The organism is Bacteroidota bacterium (genome assembly GCA_016213405.1).
Taxonomy (GTDB): Bacteria; Bacteroidota; Bacteroidia; order Palsa-948; family Palsa-948; genus Palsa-948.
The window spans coordinates 1-21,607 of sequence record JACRAM010000114.1; the positions used below are offsets into that span (position 1 = coordinate 1).

The window sequence follows — 21,607 nt, forward strand, 5'->3', positions numbered from 1 at the left end:
GCCAACGCATCCGGATTCTTTATGGAAACATTGCAGGGCTGAGCAGGTGCGGCTTCTACAATATAACGGGCGCTGTCGGTAGGGGCATTGATATCTGTATAGGAAAGAGTTCCGTAAGAAACAGAATCAATCTTTGTCCAGCTGCCTGTGTTGTTTCCATCACGGAGAATATAATATTGAGAGAAAGAAAATCCTTCGTAATCATTTGTCCATATCAGATCAAAGGTGCTGGGCGGAGTGTAACTGGGAGTAGAAAGGTGAATGGTTCGGTGATGCGTGCTGAGTATGCTTTCACTTCCGCAAGTATCCACTTCAGAAATTTTATACCGGTAAGAAGTTATTTTCGGATTTACTCCATTTGTTGTATCCGTAAACCACGATAAAGAATCATAATGAACACTTCCTATGTGCACATAATTATTTAAACCGATCTCTCTGTAAATACGAAAGCTGTCTACACCGCTTGTCACAAGTCGTTCCCAAACAATTACATTTTGTGTGTTGGTGGCAGTATCAACTGTTACAAGGCAAATGGGAACTAATGGCAACGTTGAAACAATAGAAACACTCGCTGTTGAAGTGCATCCGTTGTTATCAATAACAGAGACCGTATAATTTCCTAAAGCCAATCCGGTAGCAGTTGCAGTTATTTGTACGGGAGAAGTGTTCCATGAATACGTGTAAAGAGTTGTTCCTCCCGTAACATTTGCCGTTGCAGTTCCATCAGTGGCGCCATAGCAGTCAATAGTTGTTGGTGTGATGGAAGTTGAAAGCACATTCGGTTCAGTAACAATTACATTGGTGATGCTTGTCTGGCAGCCGTTGTTATCTTTTGTCACTACGCTGTAAGTTCCTGCCGTTAATCCTGTGAAAACATTTGACATTTGGTAATTAGTTCCTCCATCTTTAGAATATTGCAAAGGAGTTGTTCCTCCTGTTGCATTCACGGTGATGCTTCCGTTATTTCCTCCGTTACAACTCACGTTCACTTGTGTAGTGGTAAAAGAAAGTGAGCCGGGAGTGGTGATGGTAACACTCGCTGTTTTTGTACAACTCAAATTATCTGTAACGAGAATTGAATAAGTTCCGGTACAAAGATTAGCTGCAGTGGCTGAAGTGGTTTCTCCTGTGCTCCACGCATAGGTATAAGGCGCTGAGCCGCCAGTTATAGTTACCGTTGCAGAACCTATGCAGTTTCCATTACAATTAATATTTGTTTGTGAAGTCGTGATGTTTATTGCCGATGGCTGCGTAATGGTAACTGTTTTTGAAGTGGTGCAGAGATTTGCATCTGTAACTACAAGTGTATAATTTCCTGCTCCAAGCCCTGTTGCCATTTGTGTAGTCTGTCCGCCAGGATTCCAGGAATAAGTATAAGTACCTGTCCCTCCGGTAACATTTGCGTTTGCCGTTCCGCTTGGAGATACGCAGGAAGTTTGCGTGGGAGTTATGGTTGTGCTGAAAGCAGTTGGCTGCGTTATCGTAACAGTTGCTGAAACCAAACATCCCATAGTATCTCGTACAATCACTGAATACGTTCCTGCTGTCAATGCGGTAATGGCAGAAGTACTTGCGCTGTTGGACCATGTATAGGTAAATGGTGGAGCTGCACCCGTAACACTTGCTGTTACAAAACCATTATTGCCGCTTGGACACCAAATATTTTGTGAAGAGGTGCTAAATGACAAATTACAGTTGCCGAAATATTTTGCAACATATCCGTCATCGCTTCCGGCAGAAGTAATATTGGCAACTCCTATATTCGGATCGAAATCAACGGTGCCTGTGGAAAAAAAACCTGCGACATACACATTTCCTTTTTTATCCACATCCATATCGTATGCTAATGGTGCGTTTAATCGTTTTGCCCATATATAATTTCCGTTGCTGTCATATTTTCCGAAAAAAATATTTTTTAGCCCAGATGAAGTAAGATTTGCTGTGCCAGCACCTGGATCAAAGTCGGCAGTAAGCTGAAAATATCCTGCCACATATACATTCCTTGAAGTATCGGTTGCAATGCTGTATGCCCAGTCACCGGTTGTTCCTCCAATGCCTTTTGCCCAAAGATAATTTCCACTGTTGTCGTACTTGGCAAAGAAAATATCTTCAGCCCCTGTACTAATAAGATTTGAAATGCCTGCTCCCGGATCAAAGTCAACTGTGTTTTTAAAATAACCGGCTACAAGCACGTTGCCTGATTTGTCAATCTTTAAATCGTATCCTCGGTCGCTTGATGCAGCACCGATATTATGTGCCCAGACGTAATTACCTCCACTGGTGTATTTGGCAATATAAATGTCATCGCCAGCGGCTGTGAGATTTTGTGTTCCTGCTCCCGGGTCAAAGTCAACGGTTCCCCCATTGAACCAGCCGGTAATAAAAACATTGCCTGCTGCGTCAGCGACAATTGCTTTGCCGTAATCTGGATTTGTAGTTCCAATATTATGTGCCCAAAGATAATTTCCGTTGTTATCATATTTTGCATAGAAAGCATCCATGCTGTTGGATACTGATGTCATGTTTGCAGTGCCTGCACCCGGATCAAAATCTACAGAGTAAGAAAAATACCCGGTGACAAGAATATTTGCAGACCTGTCTAAGCCAATATTAAATCCTTCATCATTACCTGGACCTCCCATTCTTTTAGCGAAAATAAAATTACCATTTCCATTATACTTCGCAAAGAAAATATCTGTTGCCCCCTGTGAAGTTAAGTTTGCAGTGCCTGCACCCGGGTCAAAGTCAACAGTATTATAGAACATGCCTGTTACATATACGTTTGCCACAGAGTCAAGCGCAATGCCATATCCATAATCTGAACCTGTGCCACCTACTACAAAAGCCCATTTATAATTTTCATTCTTATCATATTTAGCTACGAAAATGCTGTAAACATCTATAGGACTTAGCATTGCTGTTCCGACACCCGGATCAAAATCCACAGGAGCGTCAAACATACCTGTGATATACACATTGCCTGAATCATCCACCGCCACGCTGTTTGTATATTCCTGTTGAGAACTGCCAATATTATACGCCCACTTATAAGCGACATCGGCAGAAGTTTGCGCCAGCAATCTGTTTTCTGAAAAGAAAAAAATGATTGCGATGAAATGAAGGAGTCCCGCTATTGCAAGGATTCGTCCATTGGCAAATAATAGTCTTTTCATTGTGTTTTATTTTTGAATTATAATTTTTTGATTTACCATACCTTCATTAGTTATCACTTGCAATTGATAAATCCCTTTTCCTATTTCAGGAATTTTTATTTCTGTTTTCTTTCCGTTAACGGATGTTTGATAAACTAATTCACCCAGCATATTATAGATTTTGATGATGCAAGGTGATTTTGTTTCCAATGTAAAATTTCCGTGATTGGGATTTGGATAAATGCTGATTAAATTATTCAGTGATGTTTCAGCAACCGATATTGGTCCCCCCAGCCGGTCAGAAGTATTTGACTTGGATGATTTAATGGAAGAAGCAAATACATTCGGGTTTTTTATCGAAACATTACATGCTTGAGATGGCGCTGCCTCCACAATATAACGTGCGCTGTCGGTGGGAATGGGATGTCCGAAACCAAAATCCGTATAAGAAAGATTTCCGAAGGTTACCGAATCAATCTTTACCCAACTGCCATTGTTGTTATTATCCCGTAAAATATAATACAGAGGAAAAGAAAAACCTTCATAGTCATTTGTCCAGATAAGATCAAATGTATTGGGTGGGGTAAATTGCGGAGTGGAAAGATGGATGGTTCGATGATGACTGCTTAAGGCGCTTTCTCCCAAGCAGGTATCCACTACAGAAATCTTATAGCGGTAGGATTGAACTTTCGGGTTCACGCCATTGGTAGTATCGGTGAACCATGACAGAGAATCATACGAAACGCTTCCTATGTGCACATAATTATTCAAGCCAATCTCGCGGTAAACTCTGAAACTGTCAATGGCTCCCTGCGGCAAAGGTTTTTCCCACACAACAACATTTTGTGTATTGGTAGAAGTATCAACTGTTACCAGGCAGATGGGAGGCGCAGGAACTGAAGATGAACTTACAGGATAAACCGATGAAACAGCAGTACATCCATTTGCATTGGTAACGGTAACCCAATAATTACCGGCACTGCTGACACTAATACTTGTTGTGGTTGCACCGGTATTCCATGAGTAAGTCACTCCGGCAATGGTGGATGCAGTTAAGGTAACAGAAGTTCCTGTGCAGGGGTCAATAACACCTGAAGAAGAAATGGTTGGCTGAGCAGGATTAGTAAAAAAGGTTATCTGCGCATCGGCAGAGGTTACCGAACATCCGTTGAAATCGGTAACGGTTATGGAATAAAATCCGTTTTGGGTAACTACTAAAGTGTCATTGGTACTTCCTGTAATGACAGAACTGTTGAGGTTCCATTGTAACGTATAGGTCGGAGCGGCATTAGTTCCAGCCAGCAGAATAATAGTATCGCCATTGCAGAGATTCACAGGACCGGCAGGAGAAACGGTTGCCGAGTGAGTGCAGCCGGATGTACCTGTTGCATTAATATATTGTATCTGCTTAAGTGAATCAATACATCCGGTGATAATATTTGTTGCAGTGAGTGTTACGTCAAATAATCCCGGAGTTGAATACGTATGAAAAACAGTTACGTTGTTTGAACTCAGGGAATTTCCATCGCCCCAGTTCCAGTTGTAAGTGTATTGTGCCTGGTTAGTAGTGCTGTTGGTGAAAGTGACCACCAGCGGTATGTTGCCTGTTATAGGATTTGCTGAAAAAGCGATTGCAGCAACGGGACGAGTAATAGTGACTGTAGTAGTGGGAGAAGTACAATTGTTAGTATCCTTTACGGTTACAGAATAAGTACCCGGAGCAAGATTTGAAAAAATATTTGAAGATTGGAATGTGCTTGCTCCATTATCTGAATACCGGTAGGGAGTTGTTCCCCCGCTTGCATTTACAGTAATGCTTCCATTGTAACCGCTCATGCAGCTTGTAACATTAGAAGAACTGACAGAATAAGAGAGTACTGCCGGCTGGGTAATACTAACGGAATAAGAAGATGTTTTACATCCCCAATTATCTTTCACCACAACCGTATAAGTACTGGCAGATAAATTCGAAAAAGTATTTGGCGCCTGATAACTGCTTCCTCCGTTATCCGAATATAAATAAGGCAGAGGTCCTCCGGAGGCAGTTATGCTGATGCTTCCGTTTCCGCTGCCATTGCAAGTAAGATTGGTGGAGGTAACATTTATCTGAAGGTCTTGCGATGGGTCGTATTTGAAAAAATCTTTGTAATAAGTGGAGATAGAACTATTATATCCTATTCCCATGTACCCATAATTTCCAATAGAGAAAGCAGATGCGCTGTATCTTGCAGGTCCGGGAAAGTCCGTTCTGCGCAACCAAATATCGGTTGTCTGGTCATATTGCCAGAAATCTTTGTAGTAAGTGCTACCATTTGATCCGGTTCCAATATATCCTTTTGTGCCGATTGCAAAACCAGCTGCACTTTGCCTTCCTGTTCCTCCGAAATTTGTTTTTTGCAGCCACGCATTTCCTGTCGGGTCATACTCCCAAAAATCTTGTTTATAGTTAGGCGCAGTGCTGCTATATCCGGTACCTATATATCCTTTTGTTCCGATGGAAAAGCCAACAGTGTTCATTCTTGCCGTTCCGCCAAAATCTGCTTTCTGAGTCCATGTATTTAAAGTTGTATCGTATTCCCAAAAATCTCTTACAAATGTTCCATCGTAACCGGTGCCTATATATCCTTTTCCTGCTATAGAAAAACCAACTGCCGAATATCTTGCTGTTCCGCCAAAGTTTGTTTTTTGCAACCAGTTATTTGATGCCTGATCCCATTCCCAAAAATCTTGTTGTGAACCTCCACCGGTTCCCGTTCCAATGTATCCTTTTGTGCCAATGGAAAAACCTACTGCAAAATATCTTGCCGTTCCGCCAAAATCTGCTTTCTGAGTCCATGCATTAGAAGTTGTATCATATTCCCAAAAATCTTTTCTGGAAATTGTTCCATCAAGCCCGGTGCCTATATATCCTTTTCCTCCTATAGAAAAACCAACTGCCCCGTATCTGGATACACCTCCGAAATCTGCTTTGGGTGACCAGGCACCGTGAAGCAAAGGAACAGCATAATTATCTTTCCTGTTACATCCCACTGCATCTGTAACAGTAACTGTGTAACTACCGAACATTAATCCTGTAGCGGTTGATGTTGTTTGTACGGGAGAAGTATTCCATGAATAAGTATAAGGCGAAACACCGCCTGCAACTACAGTTGCTGTTCCATCACTGTTTCCCAAACAACTTTCCCCCGTTGAAGAAAGGTTTGCGGATAAATTACAGAGACCGTATTTTAAAAAGAAAATGTCGCCAGCGGATGCCGTGAGATTAGCTGTTCCAACGCCTGCGTCAAAGTCGGCTGTGAGATTGAAATACCCCGTGACATAAATATTGCCGGAGGCATCAAGAACTACGCTACTGCCTTTATCAGTATTTGTACCCCCAATGCTTTTTACCCACTGGTAATTACCGCTGCTATCATATTTTGCAAAGAAGATATCTTCACCTCCAACCGGGGTGATATTATCAGAACCTGCGCCCGGGTCAAAGTCAGCTACGGCATCAAAAGACCCCGTGATATAAACATTGCCGGAGGTATCAACGGCTATACTGTACCCATAATCAGTGCCTGTACCTGCAATATTTTTTGCCCAGAGGTAATTCCCGTTGCTATCGTATTTTGCAAAGTAGACGTCCCAACTAGCCAACGAAGTGAGATTAGTCGTTCCAGCGCCCGGATCAAAGTCGGCTGTGCTTCGAAAATAACCCGTGATAAAAACATTGCCGGTGGCATCAATGGTTAGACCATGCGATTCATCATCGAGTGTGCTCCCAATGTTTTTTGCCCAGAGGTAATTGCCGCTTGCATCGTATTTTGCAAAGAAGATGTCATAACCACCCACAGGAGTGAGAGTGACTGTACTTCCACTCGGGTCAAAATCGGATGCGCCTTTGAATCGTCCTGTGATATAAACATTGCCGGATGTATCAACGGCTATACCGTATCCATAATCACTGCCTGTAGAACTCCCGATACTTCCTGCCCAGAGGTAATTGCCGCTTGCATCGTATTTTGCAAAGAAGACGTCATAAGTACCACCCACCGAAGCGAGATTAGCGGTGCCTGCACCCGGGTCAAAATCGGTTGTGCCTTGAAAAGTACCCGTAATAAAAACATTGCCGGATTTATCAACGGTAAGGCTGTATCCATAAGATAACCATGTGCTGCCAATGTTGTTTGCCCAGAGGTAATTGCCGCTTGCATCGTATTTTGCAAAGAACATATCTTCCGTAAGACCTACCGCAGTGAGATTAGCCGTTCCTGCGCCCGGGTCAAAATCGGCTGTTTCATCAAAAGAACCTGTGATATAAACGTTGCCGGATGTATCAACGGCTATGCTGTATCCATAATCAGTGCTTATGCTGCCAATGCTTTTCGCCCAAATGTAATTTCCGTTGCTGTTATATTTTGCAAAGAAGATGTCAGCACCGCCTGCCGAAATAAGATTTGCTGTTCCAGCGCCCGGGTCAAAGTCGGTTGTCCCCTGAAAAGAACCCGTGATATAAATATTGCCGGAGGAATCAAGGACTATACTGGATGCCGCATCAAAACTTGTGCTTCCGATTTTTTTCGCCCATTCGTATTTGGCGAATTGAGCGCTGCAATTGATAATTATCAATAAAAAAAATGCAGTGAGAAGTGATTTTGTTGGGTAAAGTTTTTTCATGTGTAATGGATTAAATTATGAGCAAGCACAAACATACTAAAACCTTTCAGATAAACAAATCAGTTAAAGCGGGTTTTAGACGAAATTAAATTAACAAAGAGTTCGGAACACGGATGTGTTTTACGCAGAGTTTTTCAGGAGAACTGCCGGGACTAAAGAAACCATCCCTGCCTAACTCGGTTCATTTTTTATAATGTTTGCTGATATAATCAATTGCCTGCGCTTGCGTGAGAACCGAAAATTTTTTATAGCGGTTGTGAACATCAATGATTTCTTCAACTGCTTTATCAGTTAATTCTTTATTGCTCCATTTATTTAAATCTGCTATTACTGTTTGAAGGCATCCTTTTTTATAGGCAATTTGTCCGAGCACATGAATGAGCGTGTTTCGCACTCTTGCGGTTTTGTCATGTTGTAATTCTTTGAGCATTGGCAAAATATCCTGCGGATATTTTCTTCCGCGCAGTTCAATGCCATGGCAAATTTCCCTGCGAACTTCTTTATCCGGATGATGTAAATATTTTTTCGCCCATTTTAAAACCGGCTTCGCGTTTCTCTCCCCCATCTTTTTGACCGAACCTATCACTGCATTTCTTATGGAATGGTGTTCATCAAAAAGCCCTTTGTCAAAAAAATATTCAACTGTGTTAAACGCTTTTATTCCGATTTCACCGGCAGAATTTATAACTGTCTGCCGGATTTTAAATTCTTTTTCAGCCAGCAGTGTATCAAGCAGCTTGATTATTTTCTTTTGCAGGTTTTTGTTTGCATGATATATTTTCCCGATAGTCAGATAAGCTGACTTTCTGATGTAGGTGTCCTCATCTGAAAAGTAGTCAGCTACCCTGCTCTGATCGTTTTTATTGATGCCGGAAAGAATATCGCTGCTGATTTGCCCAACACGTTTTGCCCGTTCTTCTTTTGTGAGGTCGTAAAAGCTCATTTCGCAGGTAAAAGTACGATAAACATTTTATTTTTGTTCCATCAGTATCTCCTCTCAGAGTCCCTTAACAGGACTGATTGGACTAAGTCAGTTGTCGGTGATTACTAATTTGTCTGCCGAGATGGTTTTATTGTCTTGAGTCAGTCGAAGAAAATACAGTCCGCTTGGAAGATTATCGCGGTGCAAGGTGATTGTCTGTTCGCTGATATTTTTCAGTTGTTTTACTTGCTTCCCGAATGAATTATAAACTGTTAAGGTTGCGTTGTTAAAATTGTCTTTCATTTTTAAAGTTATCTCCCACGAAAAAGGATTTGGAAAAACACGAATGCCTGTTTTATTTAGTTCTTCTCCAACCGACAACGTTCCGTTATAGCACAAGAGATAATTATCCAGAATAGAATCTTTATATGCAAAACTTGACTGCATTTGAAAACCATCGTGGTCTAAGGCAGGGTCTTGAATGAATATATCAACAGTAGCTCCCTGCCCTTGCAGCCATGTTTGTGTATTTGTCATTTTAGCACATCCTACAATTGTATCAAGACCCCCGCAAAACAAGTTCCAATGCTTGCCTGCAAAAACATTGGGTCCATAAACGCCACTATTGATGGAATCATACAAAGGATAATTGGGGTCTGCACTGCCGGAATTAGATATGGTAGTGCAGAAATAATTATTGCCGCTTTGAATATCCTTAAATATAATTGCATACGAACGGGCTGAACCCCTGCTAAAACCATGAAGCAGCACTTTGCCCGAAGGGTAACTGATATTGGTCAATGCTGAATCAAAATAACTATAAAGGGTATCATCAGGAAAGTAATCGTAGGGTGGATTGGGGCGATAGCGATACCATTGAAGAGCAATTATTCCGCAGCCATGCTGCAGCGCTTGTTGATGCCAGCTTCTAAACTCCATGAAAGCATTACAATGCGAACCGTGCATTGAAACAATAAGCGGTGTTGTGTTTGGGGCTGAACCGTTAGGAAACCATTGTACATAAAATGAATTCCCATCAGGAGTTGCAAGTATTTGCGCCCCATTCGTTAAAGCGGAATCCACAATTATTGGATCCTGGGCATACGCTGAATCATATAATGCTTGCGCTGCGGGAGGTAATTGTGCAAACACACTTGTAATAGAAGTGCTAAGCGCTGTGCAAATAATAAATAATATTTTTTTCATTGTTGATATTTGTTCTTTAGATGAATAAATAATAACAAGGTTTAACTAGTTCATTTTTGTTCCATCAGAAAGTTCCTTGCGGGAGACTCTGCCTGGACTAAGTCAGTTGTCGGTGATTACTAATTTGTCTGCCGAGATGGTTTTATTGTCTTGAGTCAGTCGAAGAAAATACAGTCCACTTGGTAAATTGTCCCGGTTAAAAATAATTGTTTGTTCCGATAAATTGTTCATTTGTTTTACTGTCTGACCGAAGGAATTGTAAACTATCAACGAAGCGTCTTTCAAAAACATATCTGCCTGCAAAGTTGTCTTTACCGAAAAGGGATTCGGGAATACTTTAATAGTATGATTTTTTGAATTTTCTACCACTGAAGAAGCGAAATAACAAGATAAATAATAGTTTAATGCTGAGTCAATATAAGCGGGGGTCAGTTGAAACCCGCCATGTCCTAAAGAATCGTCTTTAATGAATAAACCAACAACTCCATTATTTGCTTCGACCCACAATTTAGAACTATCCATGGATTGGCAATTCGAAAAAATTCCCACATCCTTCCCACCACAAAACATACCCCATTTTTTTCCGTTATAGAAAGTGTGCCCATACATGCCAGAGTTGATTTGAACATATAAATAAGTTGTATCGGGCTCAACTCGTCCTGAGTTTGACATTATCGTACAGAAATAATTTTTCCCTTTGGGTGGCCACACATCACGAAAAGCAACGGCATACGATATTTCAGAGCCGCGACTAAACCCATGAAAAAAAGCTTTATTAGAAGGATATTGTATTCGTGTTAATGCAGTATCAATGTATTCGTACAGATTAATATCACCAAAATATTCATTAGGATAGGGTACTGAATATCCTCTATACCATTGCATTGCAATTATTCCAACACCTTTTGCTTTAACATAGTCATGCCAAATAAAAAATTCATCAAAGGCATTGCCGGCACTTCCATGTAGTGTTACTAATAAGGGATGACTATTTGGTGTTCCCCCTGTTGGAAACCATTGAAGATAAAACGAATTGCCGTCAGCAGTTGCCATGGCTACGGCTCCGCTATCTATTGAATATTGTCCTCGTATAGGATCATTAGCAAATGCTGAGTCATACAATGCCTGTGCTACCGGGGGCAATTGTGCAAACACACTTGTAATAGAAGCGGTAAGCGTTGTGCAAATAATAAATAATATTTTTTTCATTTCTGATATTTGTTCTTTAGACGACCTGATTTTGGCAAAGTTTAACTTGTTTTTATTTTTTTTGTTCCATCAGTATCTCCTCTTTTGGGATACTGCCGGGTATTCATCAGAGTCTCGAGGCAGAGGATCTGCTTAGACTAAGGGTATGCGTGTGAAAAATTGAAAATAAAACTATTCTTTAATATCATCAGGCAATAGTTCTTTTCTTTGATTTTAAAAATAGAAATACACTTATTATCAGCAATGGCAAACCAATACCTAAATAAAGATTTCGTTCACCTTGCTGATTTTCTTTGTCTTTGTCAGCATATTTTACATATCGGTTTTCTTTTTCAAGTTCTTTTAGCAATTCTTGTGCTTTTGGATCTTGCGATGCTTGAGCAATTTCTGTTTTTTTCAACAATTCTCCAACCATCTCATGATGATGATTCCATCGGTCTTCTGTTTCTGAAACGGAAAGTTGCCAAAAAATTCCAAAACCCATGCTTACTCCTCCTGCTATAAACAGAATGGCAGCAATGATTAATAATGTTTTCTTGTTCATTTTTTACTGATTTAAAATTTGTGTGTCAACTTTTATTGTTTATCAATTAACAACCCCGAAACATAAACAAAACTATGAAAAATAATTTGTCTGCATACAAAGTCAGTCCGCCTTTCTTCTCAGCAGTGTCTCTTCGCTTTGCTCCGAAGGTCAGAAGGAGTCCTTCGGACTGCCTGGATTAAACTCATCTTTTTCTCAGGTACTCATAGTCATATTTCAAATATTTTGGCGGTGTAATTTTGTTGACTAAAATAAATCCGTCAAAAACATTCCTGATGTTTTCTTCTTCTGACACATCTTCTCCTGTCCATTCGGTCCATTTTGAAGATTCAAACATCCAGGAGTTTCCTTCGCATTTAGTCTGATGAATCATATCAACAAAAGTATTTTCATACCCACTGCCATGCATTATTCTTTCTACAGACAAACTATCTGTTGGGGTTCTGAATTCATAAATCAATCTTTCAGGATTAGAGTTTTCCGATACTTGAGACATTACATAGCAACCCTTCCCGCTATAACTTAAAAACCCAATAGTGTAGGTTGATTTGTAGTAAGAGGAATCGGTTGCCAAGTGATATTTCCATTTTGCAATATGAGAATCTTCAGCCCAGACAATAATTTTTTTTCCGGGATAAAGAGCTGTAGTTAAAAATTTCAGATGCTGCGACATTATATAATCTCTGAATTTGGCAATTAATTTAGTCATATTCAAATTTTTTCTAGGCAATATGTTTGCCATATAGGCGCTGTCTCGGTTGCTATAGTGAAGTAATTCAATACGCGATTGGATAAAAAATTTCGCTGCTATAATATTTTGACTCTCCTTCTTCTGAAATTTATCTTCATTCTTATTAATAAAATCAATCAGATTGAAATAAACCAAAATCTCTTTATCATTCATGCTTTTGTAAAGGTCTTTTTCTTCTTTACTCAAAATATTTCCAATCGTCCACTTACGAACTCCCATTCGGGTAAGCATTGAATCGCTTTCCTTTATTTCTTTTGCATACGATGGATTTACAGGAAGAATAAGGTTATATAAGAAACGGGAAAACGAATAACTTCCATTACTCGCCAGATAATCCACTCCTGCAACATCCAAAGGATTTTTTGTGGAATGAGTATTTTTTATGTAATTAAATAAGGGCACTATTTCTTCAACATGCCAAAGTGAACTGAGCGAATTGTAAATGGACGTGCGAACATCTGCAGTGGATATATTCAGGTTCGCGTTATAGGCATCACCGGCATTGCTTTCAAAAGCAAGCACATCAAATCCTAATGAATCATGAAGGTATTTCACCATTCTTGATTTTAACAAAGTAAACTCCGCAACTCCATGACTATTTTCTCCGAGAAAAACTATTTTTTTATCCTTTAAAACCTCTTTAAGAAATGAAAGGTCACGAAAGTCATTTGTATCAGTTATTGAAACTCCAAATGATTTTTTTGAATCCATTGCTCCCAAGCCGGGTTAACTTGTCCGAAGGAAGTTAATGCACAGAGGAAAACAGATAGTCCGGATAATATATATATTTTCATTTTATTGTTCTTCTCATCCGTGTCTCCGTTTCGGGACACTGATGTGTTTTACGCAGAGCTTTTCAGGAGACTCTCCGAAGGAGTCCTTCGGACTGCTGGGACTAGAGGACACGAATGGGTATTCATTGTCAGTCAACTTTCAATGGTGCCCCAACAACTGTCATATCATGGTCTGCAAAAACTTTTGCGATTTCTTCTTTAGCAGGAGGAGATGTCCATTTGTCGGTTACCTTAAAAAATGCTTCCATTTTTCCTGCCGGCAAATAAGAAACAATCATCTTTCCTTTTTCTGTTAGCTGAACGAAAGCGTGTTGTACATTTCTCGGAAGAAAAATAGTGTCGCCAGCTTTCATTTGATATTTATCTTCCCCCACTTGAAAAAGATATTCTCCATCAATAACATAAAACCATTCGTCCTGGAACGGGTGAATGTGTAATGGAGGTCCGCCTTTTGGTGTGAGTCCTGTCTGTTCAAAAACTGCCAAATCTCCTTCGGTGTCAGAAGTAGAAATTTTGATATCTAAGTTATTTAAAGTGACACCTTTCATTTTGTAGTGTTCACCAAAACGGGCTTCTCCGGCACTTACTTTAAATCCTTTATCAGTTCTCATAAATATTTTTGTTTTAATTTTTGCAAGCATAGTTATTGGATACAAGGCAAGCGCACCCAAAATAAAATTTCTACGTTTCATATTGTTTAGCTTTCTTTTTTTTTAATGCGCCCGCTAAATTACACTTAATGCACTTAATACTGCTTCTGTTTGCTTCATTATCAAATAATGGTTTTTTTATTGTTTTATAACCATATTTAGACACAAGGACATCTATTAATTTTTTAGCATCAAGTTTTGCGTTGTTTAAAGAAAGGAATGAACTATCAATGTATTTATCAATAGCAATTACAAGTATATAGTTTTCGCCTTTCAAGAGTTGATAGTTTATTATTGTAAACCCACTTCATTTTCCCACAAAGCAAAAGTAAACCAAAACCAAAGTTTAGCAAAGGGTGTTGAAAGATTTATTTGCGGGGGGGGGAATATTGACGAGTAACAGGAATATTTCCTTATTCAAGCTTCAGTTTTTTTATGATACGCAGTATCGCATCTGCTTTTCCTTCGAGGTGGGCTTCTTTGGTATATGCTCTTTGCTCGCGGGCATCTTTCATTTCCTGAGAAGCGCGCTCAAGTTCTTTATAAAGCCATTCTAAAAGTTCCTGTGCTTTTTCTTTATGCATGATGTATATTCTTACACCGATTACTAAAATATCATCTACCTGTTCTGTTCCACCTTTCCAGAAAGTTATCTAAGTGTATTTCTTGTTCCTGCATGGTCTTGGACTGAACGACAAATATACCAATCTCATTGCTTTTTCAAAGAGAGAGAAGAATTGAAGAAAATTATAATTTTTATAACAAACTCATATAAAACTGAAGCAAACTAGTATCTGTTTAAGACAATCTCTTATGAATTTTGCTCAAGCAGGACTCTTTCTATGGTAACACCCGCTTTTATCTTAGCAGGCAGAATTCTTTTTTTTAATAAGTATCCGCACGGATACTTTTGTCTTGTTTTTAATTTTATGCAATGTGGTAACAAAAAAAATCTCTCCTGACATTTACAAGTCAGGAGGGATTCTGATTTCTAAACACTAAATATTTTTATTCTACCATAATTGAAATAACATCGCTGTCAGTGTCTGTCTACAAAGGCAAACCCAGATAGTTGTTTCATCTGAGCAGCAAATACAATTTGAGTGAAAAAATAATCCCCACTTCCGTGCTAACCTGATTATAATTTTCTTTTCTTCAATTCTTCTTTCTGTTTTAAAAAACAAACTGATTGGTATATTTGCCGATGAAAAAAAATAAGAGTGAAGTAGAAAATGAAAATCAGTAAACAATACACAGTAAACAGTAAACAATTTGTTTTGTTGCTGATTGTCTATTATCTACTGTTTACTGCTCCGCGCAAAGCGCAAAGATTGACTCCCTCCTCTCCCTCCTTAAAAAAGAAAAACCCGATACGAATAAAGTTATTCATTTAAATCTTCTCTCCCGCGAATTTTTTCTCTCTGGCAATTATGATACCGCTCTTGTTTTTGCCAGTCAAGCTCTCGCCATTGCAAATTCCATTCCCTCTAAGAAGAGTAAGGGATGGGCTAAAGGCAAAGCCGCTGCTCTTGGTAATATTGGAACCGTCTATTATTATCAGGGCGATTATCCAAAAGCACTTGACTATTATTTCAAGGCGCTGAAAATAGATGAAGAGATAAAAGATAAAACAGGAATGGCAAAACGTCTCGGAAATATCGGAATTGTTTATGATTTTCAAGGCGATTACCCAAAAGCACTTGACTATTATTTTAAATCATTGAAAATGTTTGAAGATCTCGGAAATAAAAACGGAATTGCAGCAGACCTTGGCAACATCGGGAATATCTATGATAAAGAAGCGGGAAGCCAAAAGACAGAAATCAAAAGAGATTCATTATTCAACAAAGCATTAACCTATTATTTCAGGTCATTGAAAATTGCGGAAGAACTCGGAAATAAAAATGGAATTGCAATCTGGCTCAGCAACATCGGTATTGTCTATGATAAAAAAGCAGGATGTCAGAAGTCGGATGTCAGAAGGGATTCCTTAAATAAGAAAGCACTTGACTATTATTTCAAAGCATTGAAAATGGATGAAGAATTAGGAAGGAAAAGCGGAATTGCCACTAACCTTGGCAATATTGGTTCGCTTTATTCTTCCGCAGGTAAGTTTAAGGATGCTGAAGAGTATTTGCAAAAAGCTCTTGCCTTATCCATAGAAATCGGAAGTAAAGAGGGAGTAATGGAATGGGAGCAAAATATCAGCGAACTTTATTCCAAACTCCGAACTCCTAGATACAAACTTGCCTTAGAACATTACAAACTCTACATTGTATACAGAGATAGCATTGCCAACGAAGAGAATACCAAAAAGCAAACCCGAATCGAGATGCAATACGAATTTGATAAAAAAGAAGCCGCAACAAAAGCTGAAGCAGATAAGCAAGCGGCAGTGGCAGAAGCAGAGAGCAGGAGGCAAAAGATTATATTGTACTTTGTACTTTGTACTTTATTCATTGTACTTGTCTTCGCTGTTTTCATCTTCCGTGCTTTGCGCATTACTCAAAAGCAAAAACAATTAATTGAACTGCAAAAGAAAGTAGTAGAAGAAAAGCAAAATGAAATACTTGCCAGCATCCGCTATGCAAAACGAATTCAGGATGCGTTACTGCCAACGGAAAAGTATATTGACAAAACATTGAAGCGGTTGATGAAGAATAATTAGCAGATGGATTCTGCAAACTCACTAAACAAAAAAGAAACCCAGCACATACTATCTATGTACGGGGTTTTTCTATGATGAAAGGTTACTGTTATTCAATAATTATTTTCATCGTTATCACTTTGTCATTTGTTGAAATTTGCAAGTAGTAAACTCCTTTGGATTGATTCCTTAAATCAATTAAGGATTTAGGAGTAAGGAGTAAGGATTTATGAACACATTCTCCAAGCACATTGTAAACTTTTACATCTGCCCTCTTCCCTCTTCCATCTGCCATTTGTATTGTGAATATTCCGCTGCTTGGATTCGGATATACATTAGCAATGAATCCATCAGCCATCTCGTTCACATTAACAGTCGTACTATCCTGCACTCTGTAAACATTCGAGCGTGATGAGTTCAGGTTGGTTGCCATCGGCACAGGGTTTTTGATAGTGATGTTGCATCCGCCCGGATGGTCAATCTCAATCATATATCCCACAGAATCCCACTGAATCGGATCGGTGTAAGCAGTGATGCTAAACGGAACGGAATCCATCGGCACCCAATTATCCAGATTATTTGTGTCTCTCAAAATTCTGTATTGAGCAACTGAGAATCCAAGGTAATCATCCCAGTCAAGAGCATAACCTGAAGGAAGTGCAGCGCTCACAGCATTATGAATGGTTTTATGAAATGAACTGAGTGCGCTTTCTGCTCCACAGACATCCAATGCAGACATTTTATACATGTAAGATGTGAAGTTCGGATTGATGCCAGCACCACTGTCTGTGAATGTGCTGAGCGCAGAATAAGAAACACCGCCCACGTAGGTATACACCGAAGCAATGTCGCGATAGATTCTGAAACTATCTATGTTTGTTGCAATTGGTTTTTCCCATACAATCACATTCTTGGTGGAAGTGCTGTCAACCGTTACCATACATATTTCCTGACCGTTAGTGGTGGCAGTAATAGTGGTGGTTGCAGAAGTTGTGCATCCTTTGCTGTCGGTTACGGTTACAGTATAATTTCCAAGTACAAGTCCTGTTGGAGATTGTGCGGTGCTTCCACTAGTCCACAAATAAGTGTATGGTACATTTCCTCCTGCGGGTGTTGCTGTAGCTGTGCCATCGTTGTTTCCACAGGTAGCTCCTGTGTTTGTTATAGATGTAGTGAGTACTGCAGGTTCTGAAATGGAAGTGTTCGGGGTGATTACGCATCCATTATTATCAGTGATAGTGATATTATAATTTCCCGGACACAATCCCGTTGCTGTTTGGGTGCTTTGTGTTGGAGTGGTTTGCCAGGAATAAATATAGGGAGCAGTTCCACCGCTTGGAGTTGCTGTTGCTGTTCCATTACACAAACCGAAGCAGGTAACATCTGTTTTTGAAACAGGTGCAGAAAAAGTAGCAGGCTGGTTGATTACAGCAATCACTGATTTAGTACAGCCATTATTATCAGTTATTGTAACAGTATAAGAAGATGCAGTAACATTTGTTATATCCTGAGTAGTAGCACCGTTTGACCATAAATATGTATAAGGAGGTGTTGCACCGCCAACAAATAAATTAGCACCGCCATTGCTTCCGCCACTGCAGTTTTCATCAGCCGTTATAACATTGGTAAAGAATGCAGGTGGTTGAGAAATTGATGCAGAAAATTTTCCTGTACATCCGTTTGCATCTGTTACTGTTACACTATAGGATCCCGCAATCAAACCGGTTGCTGTTTGAGTAGTTTGAGCAGGAGAAGTATTCCATGAATAAGAATAAGGTGGAATACCATCCGATGCATACACGGTTGCGGTTCCGTCAGAACCGGCATTGCAAGAAGTATTAGTAACAGAAGTGCTTGCTGCAATTGGCAAAGGTTGAGTTACAATTGCTGAAAATGTATTTGTACAACCGAGAGCATCTGTAACTAATACCGAATAATTATTTGCAGTCAATCCGGAAATATTTTGTGTAGTTGCATTTCCGGGAGACCATAAGTAAGTGTAAGGTGCAGTACCACCGCCTGTAATAGAAAGATTAATGGTACCATCACTACCACCGCTGCAAGAAACATTAGACTGAGATGAAATTGAAATTATTGTTGGGGAGGGTTGTGAAACTACAATTGTATTTGTTTTTTGCCAGCCCCATGAATCAGTGATAACAACTGAATAAGTTCCGGCTGTCAATCCGCTTATATCTTCAGTGGTTGCAGCGTTTGACCATAAATAAGTGTAGGGCTGATTACCGCCAGAAACAGAGAGATCAATAGAACCATTCGAGCCTCCTGTACAAATAACGTTTGTAGTAGAAACAGTTCTGGCTAAAGCGGGAGGCATAGTTAATTTCCAGAGCTCCCTTCCGTTAGTACTATCGCTTGCTGAAAAGAAAATTGTATTGGAAGTCTTTGCAAGGAACAAAGGTCCCGATGAACCAACACCGGGATAAATATCAGCAGCAAGTGCTGTGGTCAGAACTGTACCGTTACTTACACAAAGTTCAGTACCGTAAATTAAATTTCGGCTGGTATAGAATAATGTGTCATGAAAATTTATTAAACTTGATGGAACAGAGGCATTAAAACCCGGGTTGTAATCTTTAATCAAGACAGTTCCTCCGGTTGTGCCGTCAGTTTTCCATAATTCAAGACCCGCAGTACCATCTTTTCCCCGAAAATATAAAGTAGAAGCTGTATTTGTAAATCCTGATATGGAAGTAGAAGTAACACCTGGAAAAATATTTTTAATCATTATGGTTCCTGAAAGTGTGCCATCGCTTTTCCATAACTCACTTCCGCTTCCATCATTTGCCCCAAATAACAATATGCCGTTATCGTCAAAGAAATTAATTGGTGAAGAACTTGCAGTACCTGGATTTATATCCTTCAAAAGAACAGTACCAACTGTTGTTCCATCGCTTATCCAAAGCTCTACACCGTTTACATCGGTTGCGTAAAAAAATAATTTTCCATTGCTCACTGTAAGTCCGTTAGGCAAACCACTGTTAATTCCAGAATTAATATCTTTTACAAGGATAGTTCCACCGGTTGTACCATCGCTCTGCCAGAGTTCATTTCCGTTGATTCCGTCATTTGCCTGGAAATAAAGTAAATTATTGAAACTAACCGTTGAACCGATAAAAGATCCGCTAGGAGTGCTTGAACTTACACCAGAATAAATATCTTTTACTAAGGATGTTGAAGCAGCATTGTAAGGGGAATCGCTTTTCCATAATTCAGCTCCATTTACACCATCGTTTGCCCAGAAAAAAAGAGTTCCATTCACATTCATAAAATGATTAGGCGTAGAACTTGAAGCACCCGGCCATATATCTTTTACCATTACCGTTCCGCCAGTTGTGCGGTTACTTTTCCATAATTCAACACCATTTATACCATCCTGTGCTATAAAAAACAAAGTGCCGTTAATATTAATTATTCCATCAGAACTACCCGAATACGAACTGTTAACTCCCGCATAAATGTCTTTCAGCATAACCGTTCCACCTGAAGTTCCATCACTTTTCCATAATTCAATTCCGTTCACACCATCATTTGCAAAAAAGTAAACTGTATCATTTACATTGGTGATATAGTAAGGATTGGATGCGCCTATCTCAGGATTGATGTTTAAAAGCATGTTGGTTCCTCCAGATGTTCCGTCACTTATCCATGGTTCCGTTCCATTAACGGTTGTTGTAGCAGCTAAAATCAAATAAGTGCCGCTTGAATAAATATAATTCGGAGATGAAGAACCTATTCCGGCTTCAATATCCTTTACCTGAACAGTCCCGCCTGTAGTTCCATCGCTTCTCCAGAGTTCTTGGCCACCAGTTGATTCATTGGCAGAAAAATATAGAACAGAGCCAAAAGCAGTAAGATTATTAGGAGAAGAAAAGGAAGCGCCTGCATAAATATCTTTTACCATTCCAGTGTTTGATACATCTCCACCACTGAGCCAGAGTTCAATTCCATTAACACCATCACTGGCAGTGAAATAAAGAATTCCATTCACATTTGTAATGTATTGTGGAGAAGAACTGGTTACTCCGGGATAAATATCCATAACCATGGCTGTTGAAGCTGAATTGTAAGGTGGATCACTTTTCCATAATTCAATTCCATTAGTACCTTCATTGGCAGAAAAGAAAAGTGATGTGCCGTTTGCAGTCAGATAATCGGGTGCAGAACTTGAAGCGCCCGACCAAATATCTTTTACCAAAGATGTGCCGATCGTTGTACCATTACTTTTCCAAAGTTCTGATCCTCCGGCAGCATCCGTAGCCCTAAATAATACAGTAGAACCAAATGCAACAAATTTATATGGACTGGAACTTGAAGCTCCGGTATAAATATCTTTTATCATCACTGTTCCTAATGAAGTTCCATCCGTTTTCCAGAGTTCATATCCATTGGTTCCGTCATTTGCCTGAAAGAAAAGGATGGACCCATTAGAAGTAAAATAGGAAGGAAAGGAACCTGAACTTCCGGAATAAATATCTTTTACTAAAACTGTTCCTGCATCTGTTCCGTTACTTTTCCATAATTCAACTCCGTTGGTTCCATCGTTGGCTTGAAAAAAAACCGTGCTTCCTAATACTGTAAGTTGTTGTGGACTAGAAGAAAATCCGGAAGGATAAATATCTTTCACCATTTCTGTTCCTTCTTCTGTTCCATCGCTTTTCCAAAGTTCAGTCCCAACACCGCCTGAAGCTGCAGAAAAGAAAAGTGAACCGTTGACATTTGTCAGGTTGCCCGGATTTGATGAGCCGCTTCCGGAAGAAATATCCATCACCATTGCTGTTCCGGAAGTGGTTCCATCTGTTTTCCAAAGCTCATACCCATAATCTACATTATAAGCAGAAAAAAAAGTGGTTCCGTTTATGGTAATGAATTTTGACGGGTTTGAATACTGAACAGATGGAATAGGATTAATGTCTTTTACCATCTGAATCTGCGCTGAAGTTGAATTAAAGAAAAGAACATTCGCAAAAAATGATGCGAGCAATGGGCAGTAAACTTTTTTCATTTGAGATGAATTTATGAGTTTTTAATAATAAGTTTCTAAAAGATGGA

General features: G+C 39.5%; 12 protein-coding genes. 1 reads left to right on the top strand and 11 read right to left on the bottom strand.

Annotated elements, in window-relative coordinates:
- The 10 genes from HY841_13565 to HY841_13610 form a co-directional block, all read right to left on the bottom strand.
- The coding region (locus HY841_13565) for an SBBP repeat-containing protein (GenBank protein ID MBI4931789.1) at nt 1-3,173 on the bottom strand (3,173 nt) is incomplete at its 3' end.
- 6 nt (nt 3,174-3,179) lie between these two features.
- The gene (locus HY841_13570) at nt 3,180-7,814 is read right to left on the bottom strand and encodes an SBBP repeat-containing protein (GenBank protein ID MBI4931790.1); all 4,635 of its coding nucleotides are present in this window, start codon (nt 7,812-7,814) and stop codon (nt 3,180-3,182) included.
- A gap of 181 nt (nt 7,815-7,995) precedes the next feature.
- A complete protein-coding gene (locus tag HY841_13575) occupies nt 7,996-8,757 on the bottom strand; it encodes a HEAT repeat domain-containing protein (GenBank protein ID MBI4931791.1) in 762 nt (253 codons plus the stop codon).
- Between the two features lie 87 nt (nt 8,758-8,844).
- Nucleotides 8,845-9,942, bottom strand: a complete 1,098-nt coding sequence (locus HY841_13580; GenBank protein MBI4931792.1) for a T9SS type A sorting domain-containing protein — start codon at nt 9,940-9,942, stop codon at nt 8,845-8,847.
- A gap of 102 nt (nt 9,943-10,044) precedes the next feature.
- Nucleotides 10,045-11,151: a T9SS type A sorting domain-containing protein gene (locus tag HY841_13585; protein MBI4931793.1), complete on the bottom strand. Its 1,107-nt coding sequence runs from the start codon at nt 11,149-11,151 to the stop codon at nt 10,045-10,047.
- Nucleotides 11,152-11,338: 187 nt separating this feature from the next.
- Complete coding sequence (locus HY841_13590; GenBank protein MBI4931794.1) at nt 11,339-11,695, bottom strand: hypothetical protein; 357 nt, start codon at nt 11,693-11,695, stop codon at nt 11,339-11,341.
- Nucleotides 11,696-11,879: 184 nt separating this feature from the next.
- Nucleotides 11,880-13,157: an erythromycin esterase family protein gene (locus tag HY841_13595; GenBank protein MBI4931795.1), complete on the bottom strand. Its 1,278-nt coding sequence runs from the start codon at nt 13,155-13,157 to the stop codon at nt 11,880-11,882.
- Between the two features lie 211 nt (nt 13,158-13,368).
- Entirely contained in the window at nt 13,369-13,932 is a 564-nt protein-coding gene (locus HY841_13600) for a cupin domain-containing protein (GenBank protein ID MBI4931796.1), read from the bottom strand.
- Complete coding sequence (locus HY841_13605) at nt 13,922-14,167, bottom strand: hypothetical protein (protein MBI4931797.1); 246 nt, start codon at nt 14,165-14,167, stop codon at nt 13,922-13,924. The genes HY841_13600 and HY841_13605 overlap by 11 nt, the downstream gene beginning before the upstream one ends.
- 136 nt (nt 14,168-14,303) lie before the next feature.
- Nucleotides 14,304-14,474 (bottom strand): hypothetical protein, encoded by a 171-nt coding sequence (locus HY841_13610; GenBank protein ID MBI4931798.1) that lies wholly within the window; start codon nt 14,472-14,474, stop codon nt 14,304-14,306.
- A gap of 1,052 nt (nt 14,475-15,526) precedes the next feature.
- On the opposite strand from HY841_13610, the gene HY841_13615 reads away from it, so the two are divergent.
- Entirely contained in the window at nt 15,527-16,558 is a 1,032-nt protein-coding gene (locus HY841_13615) for a tetratricopeptide repeat protein (protein MBI4931799.1), read from the top strand.
- Nucleotides 16,559-16,646: 88 nt separating this feature from the next.
- Here the strand turns inward: HY841_13615 and HY841_13620 are convergent, their stop codons facing one another.
- Nucleotides 16,647-21,560 (bottom strand): T9SS type A sorting domain-containing protein, encoded by a 4,914-nt coding sequence (locus tag HY841_13620; protein MBI4931800.1) that lies wholly within the window; start codon nt 21,558-21,560, stop codon nt 16,647-16,649.
- Nucleotides 21,561-21,607 lie beyond the last annotated feature (47 nt).